The sequence below is a fragment of the Promicromonospora sp. AC04 genome (assembly GCF_003058225.1).
GTDB lineage: Bacteria > Actinomycetota > Actinomycetes > Actinomycetales > Cellulomonadaceae > Promicromonospora.
Genome location: NZ_QBUG01000001.1, coordinates 168,785 through 190,229 on the forward strand (window position 1 = coordinate 168,785; position 21,445 = coordinate 190,229).

The window sequence follows — 21,445 nt, forward strand, 5'->3', positions numbered from 1 at the left end:
CAGCCGAAAGGAGCCGGACGTGGCCCTGACCCAGCTCGTCGTGGACCTCCTGGGCGTCTTCTTCTTCGCCGTGTCGGGCTCGCTGCTCGCCGTCCGCCGGCACTTCGACATCGTCGGCTCGCTCATGCTCGGCACCTGCGTCGGTCTCGGCGGCGGGATCCTGCGCGACGTCGTCCTCGCCGACGGCGTGCCGCGCGCGTTCGACTCGCCGATCTACCTCGTGCCACCCGTGGTCGCCGCCGTAGTCGTGTACTTCTTCGCGCACGCCGTGCAGCGCTTCCACAACGCCCTGCTCACGTTCGACGCCGCCGGGATGGCGCTCTTCTCGGTCACGGGCACGCTCGTCGCGCTCACCGCGGGCATGAACCCGGCGGCGGCCGCGATCCTGGGCCTGATCACCGCGGTGGGCGGGGGCGTCATCCGCGACGTCGTCGCCAACGACGTGCCGCAGGTCTTCCGCGCACGCGGGCTGTACGCCATCCCGGCGCTGCTCGGGGCGGGCCTGACGAGCCTTGCCTCGTGGGCGGACTGGTTCAGCCTCGCCACGGGCACGGTGATCGCCGTGCTGGTGTTCGGCCTGCGGATGGTCTCCCTGCGCTACCGCTGGACCGCACCACCCGCCGGCGGCCACCGCGCCCCGTGACGCCCTAACCCGCCGGGTGCGCCGAGTAGGCGCCGGCGTCGATGTCCTCGACCAGCGTCGGGCCGGACGGCGTCCAGCCGAGCAGCTGCTGCGTCGCCGCGCTCGTCGCGGGCAGGTCCATGCCGAAGAACGTGCCGATCCAGCCGAAGTGCCCCGGGACGTCGTCGGGCGCTATCGAGGCCACCGGCAGGTCGAGCGCACGGCCGAGCGCCTCGGCGATCTCCCGGGTGGTGACGCCCTCCTCGGCGACGGCGTGCAGGCGCGCACCGGCCGGGGCCTTGGCCAGGCCGAGGGCGACCAGCCGCCCGGCGTCGGACCGGTGCACGGCGGCCCAGCGGTTGGCGCCGTCGCCCGGGTAGCCGGAGACGCCGTGGCGCCTCGCGGCCGCGGCGATGGCGGCGATGAACCCGTGGTCGCCGGCGCCGTGGACCGTCGGCGCGAACCGCAGGCTGACCACGTGCACTCCGCGATCGACGTACTCGAGCGCGAGGTTCTCGGCGCCGCCGCGGGGCGACTCGGGGCCGTGGGCCGGGGACGGGTCGTCCTCGGTGCCCGGCCGGCCGGCCGCGAGCCCGGCAACCCCTGACGCGAGCAGGAACGGGCGGCCCGTCCCGGCGAGCGTGTCGCTGATGGTCTGCACGGCGGCCCGCTCGGCGGCGTTCGACACGGCAGGGTTCGAGAAGTCGTGCTTGTTCGCGAGGTGCAGCACCGCCTCGGCGCTGTCCGCGCCGCGCCGGAGGCCGTCGAGGTCGTCCAGGTCGCCGCGCTGGACGCTGACCCCCTTCGCCTCGAGCGCGGAGGCGGACGCGTCGGACCTGGCGATGGCGGTGATGGCGTGGCCGTCGGCGAGCAGCTCGTCGACTGCGCTCGACCCGATCCAGCCGGAGGCCCCGGTGACGAAGATGCGCATGATGATTCTTTCCGTTGATGTCGTGGTCATCCCAGCGGTCACAACCCGTGGTCATGCCTGCGGTGATGTCAGTGACTGATGTCAGCCACAGACATGACTGTACGCTCCACGTCAGCCACTGTCATCACCTATACTCGGCGGCATGGTCCGATGGCAGCCCGGTACGAGGGAACGGCTGCAGGCTGCGGCCCTCGACCTCTTCGCGAGCCGCGGCTACGAGCAGACGACCGCCGCGGACATCGCCCAGGCCGTCGGGCTCACCGAGCGCACCTTCTTCCGCCACTTCAGCGACAAGCGCGAGGTCCTGTTCAGCGGTCAGGACCTCCTCACAGAAGCGTTCCTCGGTGGCATCACCGCGGCGCCGGAGGACGCTGCGCCGATGGAGCTCGTCGCCGCGGCGCTGGAGTCGGCCGGGGAGCTCTTTCCCGGCGAGCGGCGCGACCACTCCCGGCTCCGGCAGTCGGTCATCGACAAGAACCCGGCACTGCAGGAGCGAGAGCGGCACAAGCTGTCGGGGCTCGCGACGACGATCGGGGACGCGCTGCGCGCGCGGGGCGTCGCGGAACCGGCGGCGACCCTCGCCGCGGAGTCGGCAGGCATGGTGTTCGGCATCGCGTTCGCCCAGTGGATCCGCGAGGGCGAGGAGCGCTCGCTCACGGACATCGGGCTCTCGTTGCTGGCCGAGCTGCGCGGCCTGGCCGGGGGCGAGAGCGGCGGGAGCAGCCGCGGGAGCCAGAGGAATATCCAGGCAGGTGCGTAGCATCGTCCCTTCAGCGGCCGCCTGACCCGACCTAGGGTCGAGCCATGCTCACCGCCGAGTCCGGACCCGCGTACCCCGCACGACCCGCCCCAGACACCTCGCCGGACGAGGACTGGTCCCTCGATCTGTCGGGGCAGTGGCGCTGCGTCCTCGACCCGGACGCCCGTGGCGAGCTCGAGCAGTGGTTCCGGTCGGACCTGCCGGGCGAGCCGCTGAGCGTCGCGCTTCCCGGCTCGGTGCAGCACCAGGGAGTCGGCGAACCGGTCCGGGTCGGCACCCCGTGGACCGGCGGCGTCGTCGACCGCTCCTACTTCACCGAAGACCGCTACGCCCCGTACCGCGAGCCGGACAACATCGCCGTGCCGTTCTGGCTCCAGCCGCGCGTGTACTACCGCGGCGCCGCGTGGTTCCAGCGCGAGGTGGAGATACCGGAAGGCTGGGCGCAGCGCGACGTGGTCCTGTCCCTCGAGCGCGTCCACTGGGAGTCCACGGTCTGGCTGGACGAGCATCGAGCCGGGTCGGAGCGCAGCCTGACCACCGCCCACCGCTTCGACCTCGGCCGCCTGTCCCCCGGGCGCCACCTGCTCACGATCCGCGTGGACAACCGAACGGTGGTCGACGTCGGCCCGAACGCGCACAGCGTCTCCGACCACACCCAGGGAAACTGGAACGGTATCGTCGGCGCGCTCTCGCTCACCGCGATGCCGGCGGTGACCATCAGCCGGGTGCGGGTCGTGCCGGACGTCGCGACCAGGTCCGCCCGGGTGAAGGTGGACATCGCCGCGGGCACCGCCGGTACCGGCGTGGGCGCCGTGCGCGTCTCGGCACGGCGCTTCAACGTCCCGGGCACCCACGAGGTCGAGCCCGTGACCGCCGGCTTCGAGGCCGAGTACGGTCGTGACCTCGGCGAACGGGGCCTGACCTCGGCCGGAGCACACGTCGACCTGGAGTACCCGCTCGGCGACGACGCGATGACCTGGGACGAGTTCCAGCCGGCGCTCTACGAGCTGACGGTCGAGCTGGTCACCGACGTCCGCGGGCACGAGCACCGCCACGCCGTCCGCACCGTGTTCGGCCTCCGCGAGGTGGGGGTGGACGGGACCCAGGTGACCATCAACGGCCGCAGGACGTTCATCCGCGGCACCCTGGAGTCGTGCGTCTTCCCGCTCACGGGCTACCCGCCGACCGACGTCGGCTCCTGGCGGCGCATAATCTCGGTCTGCCAGGCGCACGGGCTGAACCTGCTGCGCTTCCACTCCTGGTGCCCGCCGGAGGCGGCATTCGTTGCCGCGGACGAGGCCGGCTTCTACCTCCAGGCGGAGGGCCCGATCTGGGCCAACCAGGGCGCTGCGCTCGGCGAGTCGGGCCCGGTGGACGCGTTCCTGTTCGAGGAGACGCGGCGCATCCTGCACGCCTACGGCAACCACCCCTCGTTCATCATGATGGCCCACGGGAACGAGCCGGGCGGCCGTGACGCGGAGCTCCTCGCGACCTGGGTGAACACCTGGCGGACCTACGACCCCCGGCGGCTTTACACCAGCGGCGCCGGCTGGCCGGCCCTGTCCGAGAACGACTACGACAACATCCCGGACCCCCGCGCGCACCGCTGGGGCGAGGGCCTGGACTCGCGGCTGAACGGCCGCCCGCCGGAGACCGAGTCCGACTACCGCGAGTGGGTGGAATCGCGGCCGCGCCCGATCGTCAGCCACGAGATCGGCCAGTGGTGCGCCTACCCCGACTTCACGGAGATGCCGAAGTACACGGGCCTCATGGAGCCGAGGAACTTCGGCATCTTCGCGGACTTCCTCGACGAGGCGGGCATGGCCGACCAGGCGGACGCGTTCCTGTACGCCTCGGGCAGGCTCCAGGCGCTCTGCTACAAGGAAGAGATCGAGGCGGCACTGCGCACCGAGGGCTTCGGCGGGTTCCACCTGCTGGGCCTCAGCGACTTCCCGGGCCAAGGCACCGCGCTCGTCGGGGTGCTGAACCCCTTCTGGGAGTCGAAGGGCTACATCACCCCGGAGCGGTTCGCCCGGTTCTGCGGCCCGACGGTTCCCCTGGCGCGCCTGCCCCGGAGAGTCTGGCGCGCGGACCAGGAGATCCGGTTCGAGGTGCAGGTCGCCCACTTCGGCCCGACGCCGCTCGACGCCGAGGTGCGCTGGAGCATCCGCGACAGCGACGGCGCGGACCTGCAGAGCGGAACCGTCGCGCGGCACGCACCCATCCCGGTCGGCAACGGCACCCGGTTCGGTCCGGTGCGTGTCCCCGCGGGCCACAGCACCGAGCCGGCGCAGCTGACCCTGGTGGTCACGGTGGACGACGGCGCCGGGGCCCGGTACGAGAACGACTGGGACCTGTGGGTGTACCCGGTGGGCCTTGCCGAGGACGGTGCAGGGGAGGTCGCGCCCTGGGACGCGGTGCTGGTGACGACCGAGATCGAGGAGGCGATCGAACGGGCAACCGCCGGCGAGACCGTGCTGCTCGAGCTCGGCCCCGAGGACGTGGGGAACGACGTCGCGCTGGGATTCACGACGGTCTTCTGGAACACCGCCTGGACCCAGGGCCAGGCGCCCCACACCCTCGGTGTGCTGCACGACCCCCAGCACCCGGCGTTCCGGCACTTTCCCACTGAGGGATTCACCGACTGGCAGTGGTGGGAGCTGCTGCACGGCGCCAGGGCGATGCTGCTCGACCGGCTCCCCGCACGGCTCCGGCCCCTCGTCCAGCCGATCGACACCTGGTTCGAGGCACGCCGGCTCGGGGCGCTGTTCGAGGCGAGGATCGGACGCGGGCGGCTCATGGTGAGCTCGCTCAATCTCGACCCCGGCGAGGACCGGCTCGCCGCGCGCCAGTTCCGGCGCAGCCTCCTGAGCTACCTGGCCAGCGCCGACTTCTCCCCCGCGGAGTCCGTCGAGCCGGCGGAGCTGCGGAGCGTGCTCCGCTGACGGCCGAGTGCTGTCATGTCCGTGACCAGCGTGAGCGAGACCGCCAAGGCAGTGGCCCGGCGCAACACCGCGGAGGTCCAAGGAGGCGGCGACCACGCGCTGTGCGACGGCCCGGGACAGCCCCGGCACATCGACGGGGCTGTCCCAGCATTCCTCAGGGGGTCAGGTAGCAGGTCTTGCTCACTCCCGGCAGCGGATCGGTGCCGAATGCCGCCGTCGTGCAGCCGGCGCTGCCGGTGAACGACCTGTACACGAAGCTGCCCCTGGCGCCGTAGGCGACGGTCTGCACTCCGCTGAAGGTGCACGTCCCGCCTTCGCTCGAGCAGGTCGTGGCATAGCCGACCGGACCACCGGTTGCGGTGTAGCAGGACTTCGACTCCCCGGGGATCGGGTCGCCGAACGTGGCGTCGGTGCACGCGGTGTCACCGTTCGCCGTGATCCTGGTGAACGCTCCGTAGGCGCCGTACATCACCGGCTGTCCCGCCGCGGCCGGGCAGGTCCCGTTCTGGGACGCGCACTTGGTCCAACCGCCCGGCGGGCCTCCGTCGGGCGGCAGGTAGCAGGACTTGGCGACGCCGTCGATGGGATCGCCGAAGTGGGCATTGGTACAGGCGACGGAGCCGTTGGCGACCTGGTGGGCGAAGCTGCCGTTGGCGCCGTACGCCACGTCACGGTTGTAGCCGGGAACCAAGCAGTTGTCCCCCTCGGCTGCGCAGACGGTGTATCCGGGCGGACCACCCGCGTCGGCGACGTAGCAGGACTTGACGAGATTCGACGCCGGGTCGTCACCGAAGGAGGCGTTCGTGCAGGCGGTGCCGTTGGTCGCCGTCCGGTACGTGTATGTCCCGGCCCCGTAGGCCACCGAGCGGGTGCCGCTGAAGGAGCACGTGCCGCCCTCGCCCGCGCACCGGGTGAAGCCCGCGCGCAGCTCGCCGGTACCCGGTTCGGGAGGCGGAGCAGGATTGCCCAGTCCGGTGGCGTTCACGGTGTAGCTGCCCGGGGCGACACCGGTGAGGTAGACGTAGGTGTCGTCCTGGCTCGCGCCGGTGATTCCGGAGACGGGGGTGAAAGTTCCGTTGCTCCAGACGACTGTGCCGTTCACGGACACCGAGATGTTGCCGCCGCCGAACTTCGGGACGCCGATGCGACCGGTGGTGCCGGACGGGCTGGCAAGGCGCGCCGAGAAGGTGCCGGCGGCCGGGTCGCGGGACCAGGACGCGTTGATGGCACCCTGGGGCATGGTGATGCGGCCCTCGGCGCTGGTCAGATCGCCGGGGTGCGGGACGAAGCGGTACGCGCCGGTCGCCGTCTCCGGTGCGGTGCCGAGCACGTCGAAGGTGAGCGCGGAGGTGGGCGCGCTGGACCAGCCATGGGCCAGGCTCATGAACGAACCGCCGTAGGCGAGGCCGCCGTCGGCCTTGATGCCCTCCCAGAAGGTGCTCCTGGTGCCGATGTCACTGTTCAGCATGTGGCCCCAGGTGCGGCGGATCTGTTCCAGGGCGCCGTAGTCGTCATTGGCCGTGAAGCGGGCGTTCAGCTCCATGCCACCCGCGAACGGCGATACGTTGCTGCCCCATTCCGGGGTGGTGGGTCCGTACGCGCCCCAGTTCTTCCCGAGCCCCGCGATGATGCTCTTCGACTTGGCCGCGGAGTCGGTCAACCCGTACCAGACAGCGAGCGAGTTGCCGTCCTGCGGATACAGGCCACTGGTCGGGTTGTCCTTGTACATGCCCTTCGCCGGGTCCCACAGGCGGGAGTTGGCCGCGGCCTTGATGGCGTCCGCCCTCGCGTTCCAGCTCGCGGCGAGCGCACTGTCACCCTTGACCGTGGCCAGGGTGACGCCGCCCTTGAGTGCGGCGTACAACAGCGCGTTGGCGGAGATGTTCTCGCCGCCCTGGCCTGCTCGGGCCCAGTCCTGGGTTCGGGTCACGTTGAGCAGGTTGTTGCCGTCGATCTTGTTGATGATGAAGGCCATCCCGCGGGTGTAGTCGGCCCATTCGGAGTCCAGCCACGCCCGGTCGGCCGTGTAGGTGTAGTACGAGGCCGTGCCCAGCAGCGTCCAGGTGTGGTAGGTGTCCGAGCCGGTGAGGTTGAACGGCGGGCCCGACCAGGGGATCTCACCCTCCGCCGACTGCGCGTCGTACATCGTGGTGAGCGCGTTGCGGGTCGAGACGAGGTCGTTGGAGTACGCGTACTGCGTGGGTACGGCGATGCCCAGGTCGCCGGGCCACACCGTACGGTCGCGCTTGGCCCCGTCGACCAGGACGGAGCTACCCACACCGACGGTGGCGCCGTTGTCCCACTCCGAGGCCGGCGGGGGCCAGGCACGGCCCTGGTCGGACGCGATCGTGTTGAGCTGCACGGTGTACGCCCCCGCGTACCAGATGCGGTTGAGCAGGTCGTCGCTGGAGGAGAAGTAGTTGGCGTAGTCGGCCGGGTTGGCCTTCCCCGGATCCGCCGTGAAGTTGAGGCTCACGTCCCTGAGGTCCACCCAGCCCGAGGTGTCCAGGAAGACGGTGAGGTAGCGGAAGCCGCCACGCTGTCTCGCCGTGGGCATCGTGTAGGTGCCGTTGGCGGAGGCCGTGGCGTAGAGGGCCCCGTCCTCGCCGTCGCGGCCGCTGCTCCGGTCGCTGTTGTTGCCCACGTACAGGGACGACTCGCTGAAGGCCAGGCCGACCCGCTGGCCGCTGTCGCTGGTGGTGCCGAATGACAACGTCGCCATGCCGCCGACCTCTTTGCCGAAGTCGAGGGTGATGGCCGACTGCGCACCGGTGATCCGCGTCGGCTGCCCGCTGAGGACGTTCTGCGGGTTCGCGACGCTCCCGGTCGTCCGGTAGACGGCGGTCGGCTTGAGGATGCGGGAGGTCGGCGAGTAGTTCTCGGCGGCGAGGGCCGCCTCGCCGCCGCTCGTTGCGTTCGTCGAGGTCGCCGCGGACGCCGGCGGGGCGGCGTCGGCGGACGGCGCGGCGTCGGCGGACAGCATGGGACCTGCGGCCAGCACGGCGACCGCGACCATGGCAAGGCCGAGCGAGGAGAGCCGACCTGGCGATCTGCTCGGTGTGGGACGGCAACGCATGGAAACCTCCGGATCAGGTGCGCGGACTCAGAACGGCGGCACAACGGTGTGACGCAGGACGGCGACTCTCTGAAACGCTTCAACTTGCGAAGGTCCACCGATGATGGGCGTACGGAATCCGGGTGTCAACCCTTCGCGACCGTCTTTGTAAGGCTCCCGTCGGAACCGTTGACAGGGACTGACCGAGCCGCTTTACTCCCTCGGAGACAGGTGTGTGCCAGTGCTCGATTCCCGCCCGGCTCGATGAGAGCCGTCAGCCCCAAGTCAGCCCGCCAACCAGCGTCCCCATCCTGAGATCGAGGCGATTCCGGTGTCTCTCCGAAACTCTGACAGCGCTGTCAGATCCCGGCTTCTCGGCTTCCTGCTGACGGCCGTCCTCGCGTTCGCGGCACTGGTCCCGGTCGCGACGCCCGCGACCGCCGCCACCGCCGCCGCCCAGGTGTGCGTGCTGGCCTGTGACGCGCTGGACCCCTCGCAGGCCCGGCAGGAGAGCTTCCCGGTACCGGTCAAGAACCTCAACGGCCGCCGCATCGAGCTGCACGTCTCCGACGCGGACAACATGGCCTGGGCCAGTATCGACGCCGGAGTACCCGGCGACTCGGTGTGGCTGGACCGCTCCTGGGACGGCGGCACCACCTGGGAAGGACTGCTCGGCAAGGCGAGCATCCCGGAAACCTGGACCGGCACCAGGACGCTGATGTACAACATCACCGATCCCCGCAACCACCGACGCGGCCTGGTCCGGGCCTGCGGCGACGCCGCCGCCGTCGGCTGCACGGACTGGGTCTACCCCACCGTCTGCGACACGCTCTGCGACGGCACCGGCGCCGGTCAGGCAGCCGGCGACGACCAGCCGGTGCCGTCGACCACCCTCTACGGCCGCACGATCCGGCTCCACGTCGACCAGCAGAACTCCATGGCCTGGGCGAGCATCGAAGCCGGCGGCCCCGGCGACGAGGTCTGGCTGGACCGCTCCTGGGACGGCGGCTCGACCTGGCCGGACGGCTCCTCGCTCGGCCGTACCAGCACACCGTCCGGGGCCACCGCCACCCGCACCGCGATGTACGCCACGCGCGACCCGCGGGGCCTCCTCTACGGCGGCGCGGTCCGCGCCTGCGGACGGGAGGCCGGCCACAACGAGGGCAGCTGCACCGCGTGGGTCAGGCCGGCGCCGACGAGGGCGCGCGGTGCAGCGGACGCTCTGATGTCCTCGTACGACCCCTACAACGGCTGGTGGCCGAGCAGCTGGTGGAACTCCGCCGCCACGCTCACCTCCCTCATCGACTTCGCGAGGACCACCGGCACGCACGACTACGACTGGGCCATCGCGCGCACCTTCGACCAGAACAGGGGCGTCTTCCCCGCCGGTGTGCGCAGCTCGGACGCGATCGAGGGCCACTTCATCAGCCGGGCCATCGACGACGCGGGCTGGTGGGCCATCGCCTGGCTCGACGCGTACGACTACACCGGCGACTCCCGCTACCTCGACGAGGCCGTCACCATCACCAGTTACGTGCACCAGTACTGGGATCCCAGCACCTGCGGCGGTGGCGTGTGGTGGGACCGCGAGCGGACGTACAAGAACGCCGTGACGAACGGGCAGTACCTCTGGCTGACCACCGCGCTGCACCAGCGGATCCCGGGCGACACCATGTGGCTCCAGCGGGCCAAGACGTCCGCCGCCTGGTACGAGGCCAGCGGGATGATCAATTCCTCAGGACTGGTGAACGACGGGTTGACCTCGACCTGCGCCAACAACGGCAGCACCGTGTGGAGCTACAACCAGGGACTGGCCATCGGCGGCTTCACCGAGCTGTGGAGGGCGACCGGGGACGAATCGCTGCTGACCCATGCGCGGACCCTGGCCGACGCCGCGATCAGCAGCCCGACGCTGACCCGGGACGGGGTGCTCACCGAGTCCTGCGACATCGGCTCGGCGTCCTGCGACGACAACCAGAAGCAGTTCAAGGGCATCTTCATGCGGAACTTCGCCAGCCTCGCGCAGGCCACCGGTTCCAGTACCTACCGGAGCTATATCCAGAAACAGGCCGACACCCTGTGGGCGCAGGACCGCAGCTCCCTCAACGCCCTCGGCCAGCGCTGGGCCGGCGCCGACCCCAACCCGACCGACTGGCGCACGCAGGCCAGCGCGCTGGGAGCGCTGACCGCCGCGGCGGGCTGACGAACGGCGAACAGCAGGTGCCGGCCGATCTTGTTGTGGCAGCGGCACCGACGACAGTGCGTACCCATTGCGCTGATGGTCGTTCGTGGGCTCCGACTGTGTCATGAACCGTGTCATCCCTGGTCGCCCGTCCCTTCTCCAGGCGCCCTCACGAGAACCACAAAGGCCGCCGACCAGGTCAGATACCCAGTCGACGGCCTCGGCCTGGAAGGCTCAGCCGGACTTGCGGCGGAACATCTTCTGCACGGGGCCGGTCGTCTCCGAACCGTGTACCGCGCCGGTGTTCACATCGCCCGCGGACGTGCGCTGTCGCGCTGCGTTCTTGCGGTCCAGCGCCTCCTTGAACCGCGCCTTCGCATCCATGCTCGGCGCAGTCGCGGCCTTGGGCTCCTCAACGGTCTGAGCCTCGGCCTCCTCGGCATTGGGCTTGTCGTCCGTCACACCGATCACCTCCTCCTGTTTCGGGGGTCCCTCGATCGGGTCCGTCGTCCGCCCCAGCCTGCACCACTGAGCGCCGGGGTGCCAAAGTTTTACGAATCCTCGTGGCGTCGGGGGCGCTATGCCTGCGCGGCCGCCCGCTCGGCGCGTTCCGCGCGCAGCGAGGTGATGGCGCTCTCGAAGTCCTCGAGCGAGTCGAACGCCTGGTAGACGCTCGCGAACCGGAGGTAGGCCACCTCGTCGAGCTCGCGCAGGGGGCCGAGGATCGCGAGGCCCACCTCGTACGCGTCGATCTCCGCGCTGCCGTTGCTCCGCAGGGTCTCCTCGACGCGCTGGGCCAGGATCGCGAGGTCGTCCTCGCTCACGGGGCGCCCCTGGCACGCCTTGCGTACGCCCGCCGCGACCTTGTCGCGGCTGAAGGGCTCGGTGGCGCCGGAGCGCTTGACCACGGAGAGGCTCGCGGTCTCGACGGTCGTGAACCGCCGGTTGCAGTTGGGGCACTGCCGTCGGCGCCGGATCGACAGGCCGTCGTCGGCGGTCCGCGAGTCCACCACGCGCGAGTCGGCGTGGCGACAGAACGGGCAGTGCATGCTCACTCCTGCGTGGTCGACCACGGACCGGAGGCATCCGGTCGCGCCCCGACCGTAAGCGGGCAAACCACCCCCATGCAACATCGCCGCAACATTTGACGGCGATTTGTGGCCTCTCGTCACTCCTTGGGGAGCAGAAGGAGCTCTCCGACACGCAGCGTGCCCGACGACATCTCGTTCAGGTCCTGCAGCCGCGCGACGGCGTGCCGCACGTCCTCGCCCGGCTCCGCCACCTGCTGGGCGAAGCTCCAGAGGGTCTCCCCCGGCTGCACCGCGTGCACCCGGACCTCGGTCGGCTCGCCCGGGGAGCTGGCGACGGCCGTCGCACCCCACGTCGCCATCGGCGCGACCAGGAGCACCGCCAGCAGCACCAGCACGACGCGGCCACGCCGCGTGAGCCGCAGCCCGGCCAGCCCCAGCCGGTCGGCGAGCGTTCGCGGCTCCGTCCGCCGGTACGCCGGGACGGCGACCGGTCCGGACGCCGGCGCAAACGCCTGTCCGTAGGTCGGGGTGTACTGCCGCAGCGGGATCACGTCCCCCATGGCCCCTCCTGACGAGAGTGTCTCGAATTCTTCATACACGCGTTCGTCGAACGCACGTACCATTGTGTAGCACGGGACACCGTCGATGTCGAGACACGCTCGAACATTCGTTTGAGCCGAGCGAGTTTGTGATCTAGAGTGGGTAGCGCATAGGAGAACATTTGTCTGAACGGGAGGGGCACGGGCATGACGGGACGGGACGGGACCAGCGACACGAGAGCCGTCGACACGGCACTCTCGGGTGTCGCCACGCTGGACGCGCCAGGCGACGGGGCGGTCGCCGACGTGCACGCGATCTCGCCGGCAGACCGCCTCACCGAGCGGCAGCGCCTCGTGCTGGACACGATTCGACAGTCGTTCGAGACGCGGGGCTACCCGCCCTCGATGCGTGAGATCGGCGAGGCCGTCGGGCTGGCCAGCCCGTCGAGCGTCAAGCACCAGCTCCAGATGCTCGAGAAGAAGGGCTTCCTGCGGCGCGACCCGAACCGGCCGCGCGCGATGGAGCTCGTCGAGCCCATGGCGGAGCAGGTCGACAAGCCGACCCGCGGCGAGATCCACTGGCCGGAGCCGCGACGCAGCGGCCAGGTCCACTGGGGCGGTTCGGTGCCCGACGACGCCAGCACCCCGCCGCCGTCGTACGTGCCGCTGGTCGGCCGGATCGCGGCCGGTGGCCCGATCCTCGCCGAGCAGGTCGTCGAGGACGTGTTCCCGCTCCCCCGCCAGCTCGTGGGTGACGGCGAGCTGTTCCTCCTCAAGGTCGCGGGCGACTCGATGGTCGACGCCGCGATCTGCGACGGGGACTGGGTGGTGGTGCGGCAGCAGAACGTCGCCGAGCAGGGCGAGATCGTCGCGGCCATGATCGACGGCGAGGCCACGGTCAAGACGTTCAAGCAGACCGACGGGCACGTGCTCCTGCTGCCGCAGAACCCGGCCTACGAGCCCATCCCGGGCGACGAGGCCCAGATCCTGGGCCGCGTGGTCGCGGTCCTGCGCAGCCTGTAAGGGGTTCGACAGGGTCTCGACGGGCTCGACCATCGGTCGAGCCCGTCGAGATGCGACCGATGGGCGAGCCTGGCCAGACCCATCGGGCGCGGTCCCGCCGGCTAGAACCCGAAGCGCTTCTGGACCGCCCGGACGCTCTCGGCCGAGGCACGTAGGCCGGCCAGCTCGTCGTCGGACATCGGGACCCGCACGTTGTCCGTGACGCCGCGCCGGTCCACGAGGGACGGCACGGACAGGCACACGTCGCTGATGCCGTAGTAGTCGTCCAGCAGCGAGGACACCGGCATGATCCGGCGCTCGTCCTTGAGGACCGCCTCGATGATGCGGGTGGCGGCCAGGCCGACGGCGTAGTTGGTGGCGCCCTTGCCCGCGATGATCCGGTAGGCCGAGTCGACCACCTCGTGGTGCACCTCCGCGCGGACCGAGGCGTCGATCGGCCGGGCGCCGCCCACGGGCTCCCAGTCGAGCAGCGGGACGCCGCCGATCGAGGCGGAGCTCCAGAGCGCGATCTCCGAGTCGCCGTGCTCGCCGGCGATGTACGCGTGCACGTTTCCGACGGCCACCCCGCAGCGCTCGGCGAGACCGACGCGCAGCCTGGACGAGTCCAGCACCGTGCCGCTGCCGAAGATCTGCTCGCGTGGCAGGCCCGAGATCTTGAGCGCCGCGTAGGTCACCACGTCCACGGGGTTGGTCACCATCAGGTACGTCGCGTCCGGCGCGACGTCGACCAGGCCGGGCAGGATCTTGCGCATCAGCCCGATGGTCCCCTCGGCGAGGTCGATCCGGCTCTGGCCGGGCTTCTGCTTCGCCCCGGCGGTCACGACCACGACGTCGGCACCCTCGCAGACCGCTACGTCGTCCGAGCCGGTCACGTGCGCCTGGGACGTGAACATCAGGCCGTGCTGCAGGTCGAGCACCTCGGCCTCGACCTTCTCCCTGTTCACGTCGAGCAGGGCGATGGTGCGCGCCGAGCCGCGGGTGAGCGCGGCGAACGCGAGCGTGGATCCCACGGCCCCGGCGCCCACGACCGCGAGCTTGGTGGTCCGGGAGCCGGAGGGCTGCGCGGCCTGAATGTCCGAAAGGGCTGCCATGCCCTCAGGCTATGTGCCGGGGCTGTACGGCGTGGGTTATGCGGCGTGGGCTGTGCGCCGTCGCCGTGCGCCAGGGGCTAGGTGTCGAGCCTGGCGAGCGCGGCGCGGACCAGCTTCGGGTCGGTCGTGGGCCAGAACCCGGGCATCGACCGGGTGAGGAACGACGCGTACCGCGCGGTCGCGAGCCGGGGGTCCAGGACGGCCACGACGCCGCGGTCGTCCATGCTGCGCACCAGTCGGCCCGCGCCCTGCGCGAGCAGCAGCGCCGCGTGCTGCGCGGACACCGCCATGAACCCGTTGCCGCCCGCCTGCTCGACGGCGCGGGCGCGCGCCGCCTTGACCGGGTCGTCCGGACGCGGGAACGGGATGCGGTCGATGAGCACAAGCTGGCACGACGGTCCGGGCACGTCGACGCCCTGCCACAGGGACAGCGTGCCGAACAGGCACGTGGCCGGGTCCTCGGCGAACTCGCGCACGAGGGTGGGCAGCTGGTCGTCGCCCTGCGCCAGGATCGGGAAGTCCAGCCGCTCGCGCATGGCCTCCGCCGCGGCGTTCGCCGCGCGCCGGGACGAGAACAGGCCGAGCGTGCGACCACCCGCGGCCGTGATGAGCTCGGCGATCTCGTCGAGCTGCGCCTCCGTGGTCGGTTCGCGGCCGGGAGCCGGCAGGTGCCGCGCGATGTAGAGGATGCCCTGGCGCGGGTAGTCGAACGGGCTGCCCGCGTCGAGGCCCTGCCACGGCGGGGCGTCCTCGCCCTTCAGCCCGAGCGTTCCGGCGACCGCGTCGAACGTGCCGCCCAGCGCCAGCGTTGCCGACGTGAACACGCCGGTCGACTCGCCCAGCAGGTGCGTGCGGATCAGGCCTGCCACGTGCAGCGGCGCCGCGTGCAGCCGCGTCACGCTGTCACCGAACCCGCCCCAGGCGTTGTCCGGGCGCGAGCACCACAGGACGTCGGCCGTCGTGTCCTCGGACGCCATGCGCTCGGCGGTCTCGAAGAGCTGGAGCATGGCGCCCTGCGCCATCTTCAGCCCCGGGTCGGGCTGGCCGGCGTCCTTCCCCTTGGCGTCGTTCGGATCCGCCTTGAGCGTGCTCAGCACCTCGCGCGCGGCGTCCCGTACACCACCGACCGCCGTCCGCAGCGTGTCCGGCAGTCCGTCCGGGAACCGCTCGGCCGGGGCCGTGACCAGCAGGGTCCCGAGGTCCTGGGCCGCCTTGTCGAGGGCGTCGGTGTTGGTGCCCGCGTGCCGGCGGGCGAGCCGGGCCGCGTTCTCCACGGACGCCATGGACAGGTCCACGGTGGCCGACGACGTCACGCGGTCCGTGAGCTCGTGCGCCTCGTCCACCACGACGACGTCGTGCTCGGGGAGCACGCCGGGGCTGCCCGTAGCCGCTATGCCGAGCATCGCGTGGTTGGTGACCACCACGTCCGCGTCGCGGGCGGCGGCTCGCGCCTTGTCCGGGAAGCACTCGGCGAGCATCGGGCACTTGCCGCCCAGGCACTCCAGCCTCGTCACCGACACCTGGCGCCATGCCCGCTCCGGCACACCCGGCACCAGGTCGTCGCGGTCGCCGGAGTCCGTCTCGCCCGCCCACTCGTGCAGCCGGCGGACGTGGTCGGCGAGCGAGGCGCCGTCGTCCTTGCGCCGGCCGCGAGCGCCGCCGGAGCCGCTCGTGTCCTCCGTGCGTGGGTGGTCCTCGCCGCCGGGCAGGTCGAAGAGCGTGGGCTCGTCCGCGGGGTACCCGCCGCCGATCTTGTGCACGCACAGGTAGTTGTGCCAGCCCTTGAGCAGCGCGATGCGCGGCTCGCGGGGCAGCTGCGGCGTCACCGCCTTCGCCACGAGCGGCAGGTCGCGGGTGATGACCTGGCGCTGCAGGGCGAGGGTCGCGGTCGAGATGATGACCTTGCTCCCCGCGGCCACCGCGTGCCGGACGGCGGGCACGAGGTAGCCGAGCGACTTGCCTGTGCCGGTGCCCGCCTGGACGAGCAGGTGCTCACCCTTGTCGATGGCCTCGCCGACCGCGACGGCCATGCGGTGCTGGCCCTCTCTGCGCCCGCCACCCAGCTGTCCGACGGCGAGGTCGAGCAGCTCCTCGACCTCGGGTATCTCCGTGGAATCGGTGCTGGCTGCGGGTGCGTCGGGAAGGCTGGTCACACGCTCGATCCTAGGCCGGACCTCCGACATCCACCCCACGTCGTCCACAGGGTTTCGGAGCCCGCTCGGCCCTACCCCTTGACCGCTCCGCCCAGACCCGCGCCGCTGAGGAACAGCCGCTGGAACGCGAGGAACAGTGCGATCGGCAGCACCGTGGAGATCGCGAGCGCCGCGAGGAACACGTCGAGCTCCAGGTAGGGGGCGATGGCGGGCAGCCGGACGGACAGCGGCTGGTTCTCCGGGTCCGGCAGCACCAGCAGCGGCCAGAGGTAGTCCTTCCACGCGGCGATCACGGCGAACACGGAGACGACGCCGAGGATGGGTTTCGACATCGGCAGCACGATGCTCCACAGCAGCCGGAAGGGGCCCGCGCCGTCGACGCGGGCGGCCTCGAAGATCTCGCGCGGGAGGCCGTCGAAGAACCGCTTGACGAGCAGCACGTTGAACGCGCTGGCGCCCATCGGCAGCCAGACCGCCCAGAACGTGTTGAGGAGGCTGACGTGCACGATCGGCACGTCGAGGATGGTCAGGTACAGCGGCACCAGCAGCACGACGGACGGCACGAAGAGCGTCGCCAGCACGAGGCCGAAGATCACGTTGCCGTACCGCGGCCGCAGCACGGACAGCACGTAGCCGCCCGTCGTCGCGACCAGCAGCTGGAAGAACCAAGCACCGACCGCGACGATCAGGGTGTTGACGAAGTAGTGGTCGATCTCGGCGCGGCTCCACGCGGTCGAGAGGTTGGCCCAGTCGACCCCGGTGGGAAACAGGCCGAGCGGCTCGCGCAGGGTGTCCTGCGTCGGCGTGACCGCGGCCTTCGCGAGCCAGAGGATCGGCCCGAGCCCGACGAGGACGAGGGTGACCAGCAGGCCGCCCTGCAGCGCCCCGAGGCTGCCCCGCACGCTCGGCCGGCGCCGGTCGTGGGACGACACGATGCCCCGCTCGACGGCCGGCTCGGTGCGCCGGCGGGCGAGCGCCGTCGTCCGGTTGTTCGCTGCCATGTCAGCTGCTCCAGGGTCGGGTCACGCGGAAGTAGATCGCGGACAGGACGGCCAGGACTCCCGCGAGCATCAGGCTCAGGGCGGTCGCGGCCCCGTAGTTGCCGCCGAGGCTGCTCCCGAACGCGTAGTCGTAGATCAGCATGAGGATCGTGAGGGTCGCGTTGTTGGGGCCGCCGCCGGTGAACAGGAACGGCTCCAGGAACACCTGGGAGGTGCCGATGACCTGCAGGATCAGCGTGATGAACAGGACGCCCCGCAGCTGCGGCAGGGTCACGTGCCAGATCTTGCGCCACACGCCCGCGCCGTCCACCTCGGCCGCCTCGTAGAGCTCGGTCCGTACCCCGACGAGGGCGGCGAGGTAGATGATGACGGTCCCGCCGGCGGCCGCCCAGGTCGCCTCGAGGACCAGGGACGGCATGGCGCTGGACGCGTCCTGGAGCCACGGGTACGGGCCGAGGCCCACCCAGCCGGCGATGGTGTTGAACACGCCGGTGCCGGAGGGGTCGTAGAAGAACTTCCACAGCAGCACGGCCACGACGGGCGGCACGACGACGGGCAGGTACGCGAGCGCCGAGAACAGGCCCCGCATGCGCCGCACCTCGCTCATCAGGACCGCGGCGGCCAGCGGCAGCGGATAGCCGAAGACCAGCGCGAGCAGCGCGAACCACAGCGTGTTCGCAACGGCCTTGCCCAGGAGCGGGTCCTGCAGCACGAACACGAAGTTGTCGAGCCCCACGAACTCGGGGGTGGTGACGAGGTTGGTCTCCTGGACGCTCATGACGAGCGCCCGTCCGATGGGGAACCAGGAGAAGACCCCGAACACCAGGATCATCGGCAGCGCGATGATCAGGGTGCTCAGGCCGCCGTCGCGCAGCCAGTCCCGGGGCGTGCGGCGGGCGCGCCGGCGGGGTCCGGACGACGACGGCGGCTGGGCCGGCGTCGTCGTCCGGAGCGGGCTTGACAGAGTGGTCATGGTCAGCCGCGGTCGAGGAGTCCCTGGACCTGGGTCTGCGCGTCGGCGAGGAGCGCGTCGATGTCCGCGTTCTCGTCCGTCAGCACGGCCTGGACCACCGGGTCGAGCGCCGCGTACACGTCCTGGGTGGCGACGGCGGGCTCGGGGATGACCGGCTGGTCGAACATCTGGTCGGTCATCGGTGCGAAGTTCTCCAGCGGGACGTTGACCAGGTCCTTGATCCAGCTCTGCTGCTGCTCGTACGTCTCGCGGTCGAAGATCGGCAGCGCGGGCGCGCCGACGGGCTGGTCGGTCTCGGCGGCGACCTCGGCCTCGGCGACCGCCTGCTCCTGGTCGGTCAGCTTGGAGATGTAGTAGAAGTCGATCCACTTCACCGCCGCCGCCTGCTCGGCCGCCGACGCCGCCGAGCTCACCGCGGCGAGCGTGCCGCCGCCGAGCGTGCCGGAGTCGTCGCCCTCCAGGGGCAGCACCGTGACGCCGTACTCCTCCGGGTCCATCTGGTTCTGCGTGAACAGGTTGGGGTAGTTGGCGCCGCCCGAGACGTACATGCCGATCTTGCCGGCGGCGAAGTCCTGGTTGATGGTGCCCCAGTCGTACAGGAAGCTCGCGCCCATGGAGTTGTCCTCCCAGCGCATCTCCCGCAGCATCTCCAGGGCCTCGACCGTCGCGTCGTTGTCGACGGTGGCGGTCGCCTCCTCACCCTCACCCTCGACGATGCGGCCGCCCAGCGCATAGGTCTCGGTGGTGAGGATCCACCCGCCGGTGTTGCTCTGCGTCATGTGGGCGTAGCCGGCCTGGCCCGTCTCGTCCGCGATGGTCTTGGCCGCCGCGCGGACCTCGTCCCACGTCGCGGGCGGGTTGTCCGGGTCGAGGCCGGCCTCCTCGAAGAGCCTGCGGTTGTAGTGCAGACCCTGGTTGTAGGCGGCGATCGGCACGGCCCACATCGCGCCGTCCGCGTCCTGGCCCGCCGCGGCGATGGTGGGGTTGAACTGGTCCGCATAGGGCAGCTCGGCCACCAGGTCGCTGACGTCGGCGATCTGCCCGCGCTCGATGAGGGCGCGGCCGTCGGTGAACGGGATCGGGAAGACGTCGGGCAGCGTGCCGCCCGCCAGCTCGGCGGCGAACGTCGTGCCGGACCAGGTGAACTCCTTGGTCTCCACCTGGATGTCCGGGTTGGCCTCCTCGAACTGCGCGATGCGCTCGTCGAACGCGTCGATGGCGGCCTGCTCGAGGCCTGCGTCGATGGAGACCTCGATGGTCACCGGGCCCGTCGGCTCCGCGGCGGGGTCCTCGGACGAGCCGCAGGCCGTCAGGGTTCCCGCGAGCGACAGGACGCCCACCAGGGCGAACGCCGCGCGCTTCTGTGCTGACTTCATTGTCACTCCTTGGGTCTTGTGCCGGTGGGACGGCACTTCTGGGGGAAGCACATCTGGTGCAGGTAGTGCCGGAGATCAGGACGGCAGGCGGAGCCAGACAGCGGTGTCCGGCCCGACGGCGCCGTCGACGGGACCGCTCGCCAGGAGCACCGTGGCCCCGGCGGGCAGGGGGACGGGGGCCGCCCCGAGGTTGACGACGCAGGCGAAGCCCACGCCGCGGGTGAACGCGAGGACGTCGTCCCCCTGGGTGTCGAGATCGAGGGCGAGGTCGAGCCACGCCAGCGCCTCGGCGTGCAGCGCCGGAAGGTCGCGCCGCAGGTGCAGCGCCCGGCGGTAGAGGCTCAGCATCGAGTCCGGGTCGCCGTGCTGCGCCTCGACCGACCGGTCCCGCCAGGAGGCCGGCTGGGGCAGCCAGGGCGCCCCGCCGCCGTCGGGCCCGAAGCCGAGGCTGGAGCCCGTGCGGGTCCACGGGAGGGGGACGCGGCAGCCGTCCCGGCCGGGGTCGACGCCCTCGGACCGGAAGTGCATGGGGTCCTGGATTGCCGCGCGGGGCACGTCCGCCTCGGGCAGGCCGAGCTCGTCGCCCTGGTAGACGTACATGGCGCCGGGCAGCGCGGCGACCAGCAGGGCCGCTGCCCGCGCGCGGCGGGTACCGAGCTCCAGGTCGGACGGCGTGCCGAACCGCTTGGCGGCGAAGTCGAACGACGAGTCCTCGCGGCCGTACCGCGTCACGGGGCGGGTGACGTCGTGGTTCGACAGGACCCACGTGGCCGGCGCCCCGACGGGGGCGTGCGCCTCGAGCGTGGTCCGGATCGACTCGCGCAGCTCCTTGGCGTCCCAGGGGCGCGCCATGAAGTCGAAGTTGAACGCCGTGTGCATCTCGTCGGGGCGCAGGTACTGGGCGAACCGCTCGTGGTCCGCGAGCCACACCTCGCCGACCAGCACGCGGGGCTCCGGGTAGGAGTCCGCCACGCGGCGCCAGCCGCGGTAGATGTCGTGGATCTCGTCGCGGTCCAGGTGGGGGTGCTCCCCCGGGCCCGCCGTCTCCGGGACCTCCGGCAGCTCCGGGTCCTTGACGATGAGCGCCGCCGAGTCGATCCGGATGCCCGCCGCGCCGCGGTCGAACCAGAACCGCAGGACGTCCTCGTGCTCCTGCCGGACGTCGGGGTGGTTCCAGTTGAGGTCCGGCTGCTCGGGGGTGAACAGGTGCAGGTACCACTGGCCGGGCGTGCCGTCCGGGTCCGTGGTGCGGGTCCAGGTCTGGCCTTGGAAGCTCGACACCCAGCCGGTGGGCATCTGCGCGCCGTCGGCGCCCTTGCCGTCGTGGAACCAGAACCGCTCACGCTCGGGCGAGCCCGGGCCGGCCGCCAGCGCTGCGCGGAACCACTCGTGCTCCGCGGAGATGTGGTTGGGGACGACGTCGACGATGGTGCGGATGCCCAGCTCGCCCGCCTCGGCGATCAGCGCCTCGGCGTCGTCCAGCGTGCCGAACGCCGGGTCGATCCGGCGGTAGTCGCGCACGTCGTAGCCGCCGTCCGCCAGGGGCGAGGCGTACCAGGGCGTGTACCAGATGGCGTCGACGCCCAGGTCGCGAAGGTAACCCAGCCGGGAGCGGACGCCGGCGAGGTCACCGGTGCCGTCGCCGTCGCCGTCCGCGAAGCTGCGGGGGTAGATCTGGTAGATCACGGCGCTGCGCCACCACTCGGGTGCGGCGGGGCGCGGTTCCACTGCCGGCTCGGACGTCGTCGTCATGCCGTGAACCG

At 71.3% G+C, this 21,445-nt stretch carries 16 protein-coding genes; 5 read left to right on the forward strand and 11 right to left on the reverse strand.

The genetic code is table 11. From position 1 onward, the window contains the following. Positions 1-19: 19 nt before the first annotated feature. Positions 20-643: a trimeric intracellular cation channel family protein gene (locus C8K30_RS00690; protein WP_108490981.1), complete on the forward strand. Its 624-nt coding sequence runs from the start codon at positions 20-22 to the stop codon at positions 641-643. A 4-nt stretch (positions 644-647) separates the two neighbouring features. Here C8K30_RS00690 and C8K30_RS00695 read toward each other — a convergent pair whose 3' ends face one another. Beyond that, positions 648-1,553, reverse strand: coding sequence for an SDR family oxidoreductase (locus tag C8K30_RS00695; RefSeq protein ID WP_108490982.1), 906 nt, complete (start codon positions 1,551-1,553; stop codon positions 648-650). 142 nt (positions 1,554-1,695) lie between these two features. Between C8K30_RS00695 and C8K30_RS00700 the strand changes: the two genes are divergently transcribed. Further along, positions 1,696-2,313 (forward strand): TetR/AcrR family transcriptional regulator, encoded by a 618-nt coding sequence (locus C8K30_RS00700; RefSeq protein WP_108490983.1) that lies wholly within the window; start codon positions 1,696-1,698, stop codon positions 2,311-2,313. Positions 2,314-2,357: 44 nt separating this feature from the next. Next, positions 2,358-5,258 carry a sugar-binding domain-containing protein gene (locus tag C8K30_RS00705; RefSeq protein WP_108490984.1) on the forward strand — a complete coding sequence of 967 codons (2,901 nt, stop codon included), beginning with the start codon at positions 2,358-2,360 and terminating at the stop codon, positions 5,256-5,258. Between the two features lie 154 nt (positions 5,259-5,412). Here the strand turns inward: C8K30_RS00705 and C8K30_RS00710 are convergent, their stop codons facing one another. Continuing rightward, complete coding sequence (locus tag C8K30_RS00710) at positions 5,413-8,274, reverse strand: family 78 glycoside hydrolase catalytic domain (protein WP_108490985.1); 2,862 nt, start codon at positions 8,272-8,274, stop codon at positions 5,413-5,415. A 370-nt stretch (positions 8,275-8,644) separates the two neighbouring features. On the opposite strand from C8K30_RS00710, the gene C8K30_RS00715 reads away from it, so the two are divergent. Continuing rightward, the gene (locus C8K30_RS00715) at positions 8,645-10,516 is read left to right on the forward strand and encodes a glycoside hydrolase family 76 protein (protein WP_108490986.1); all 1,872 of its coding nucleotides are present in this window, start codon (positions 8,645-8,647) and stop codon (positions 10,514-10,516) included. A 213-nt stretch (positions 10,517-10,729) separates the two neighbouring features. On the opposite strand, the gene C8K30_RS30865 is transcribed toward C8K30_RS00715, so the two are convergent. The 3 genes from C8K30_RS30865 to C8K30_RS00730 form a co-directional block, all read right to left on the reverse strand. Beyond that, positions 10,730-10,957 (reverse strand): DUF5302 domain-containing protein, encoded by a 228-nt coding sequence (locus C8K30_RS30865; RefSeq protein ID WP_233256898.1) that lies wholly within the window; start codon positions 10,955-10,957, stop codon positions 10,730-10,732. A gap of 116 nt (positions 10,958-11,073) precedes the next feature. Further along, positions 11,074-11,544 carry a transcriptional regulator NrdR gene (nrdR, locus tag C8K30_RS00725; protein ID WP_108490988.1) on the reverse strand — a complete coding sequence of 157 codons (471 nt, stop codon included), beginning with the start codon at positions 11,542-11,544 and terminating at the stop codon, positions 11,074-11,076. Positions 11,545-11,663: 119 nt separating this feature from the next. Next, entirely contained in the window at positions 11,664-12,086 is a 423-nt protein-coding gene (locus C8K30_RS00730) for a LysM peptidoglycan-binding domain-containing protein (RefSeq protein WP_108490989.1), read from the reverse strand. 186 nt (positions 12,087-12,272) lie between these two features. Here C8K30_RS00730 and lexA point away from each other — a divergent pair, with 186 nt between their 5' ends. Continuing rightward, on the forward strand, positions 12,273-13,088 hold the full coding sequence (lexA, locus tag C8K30_RS00735; protein WP_369939060.1) for a transcriptional repressor LexA: 816 nt from the start codon (positions 12,273-12,275) through the stop codon (positions 13,086-13,088). Between the two features lie 101 nt (positions 13,089-13,189). On the opposite strand, the gene C8K30_RS00740 is transcribed toward lexA, so the two are convergent. The 6 genes from C8K30_RS00740 to C8K30_RS00765 all read right to left on the reverse strand — a co-directional run bounded on the left by C8K30_RS00740 (position 13,190) and on the right by C8K30_RS00765 (position 21,434). After that, the gene (locus C8K30_RS00740) at positions 13,190-14,179 is read right to left on the reverse strand and encodes an L-lactate dehydrogenase (RefSeq protein ID WP_108490990.1); all 990 of its coding nucleotides are present in this window, start codon (positions 14,177-14,179) and stop codon (positions 13,190-13,192) included. Positions 14,180-14,256: 77 nt separating this feature from the next. Then, positions 14,257-16,362 carry an ATP-dependent DNA helicase gene (locus tag C8K30_RS00745; RefSeq protein WP_369939062.1) on the reverse strand — a complete coding sequence of 702 codons (2,106 nt, stop codon included), beginning with the start codon at positions 16,360-16,362 and terminating at the stop codon, positions 14,257-14,259. 41 nt (positions 16,363-16,403) lie between these two features. Next, a complete protein-coding gene (locus tag C8K30_RS00750) occupies positions 16,404-17,333 on the reverse strand; it encodes a carbohydrate ABC transporter permease (RefSeq protein WP_108490991.1) in 930 nt (309 codons plus the stop codon). A 1-nt stretch (position 17,334) separates the two neighbouring features. Continuing rightward, positions 17,335-18,306, reverse strand: coding sequence for a carbohydrate ABC transporter permease (locus C8K30_RS00755; RefSeq protein WP_108490992.1), 972 nt, complete (start codon positions 18,304-18,306; stop codon positions 17,335-17,337). Between the two features lie 2 nt (positions 18,307-18,308). Next, positions 18,309-19,682: an ABC transporter substrate-binding protein gene (locus C8K30_RS00760; protein ID WP_108490993.1), complete on the reverse strand. Its 1,374-nt coding sequence runs from the start codon at positions 19,680-19,682 to the stop codon at positions 18,309-18,311. 75 nt (positions 19,683-19,757) lie between these two features. Then, a complete protein-coding gene (locus tag C8K30_RS00765; RefSeq protein ID WP_108490994.1) occupies positions 19,758-21,434 on the reverse strand; it encodes a glycoside hydrolase family 13 protein in 1,677 nt (558 codons plus the stop codon). Between the last annotated feature and the right edge of the window lie 11 nt (positions 21,435-21,445).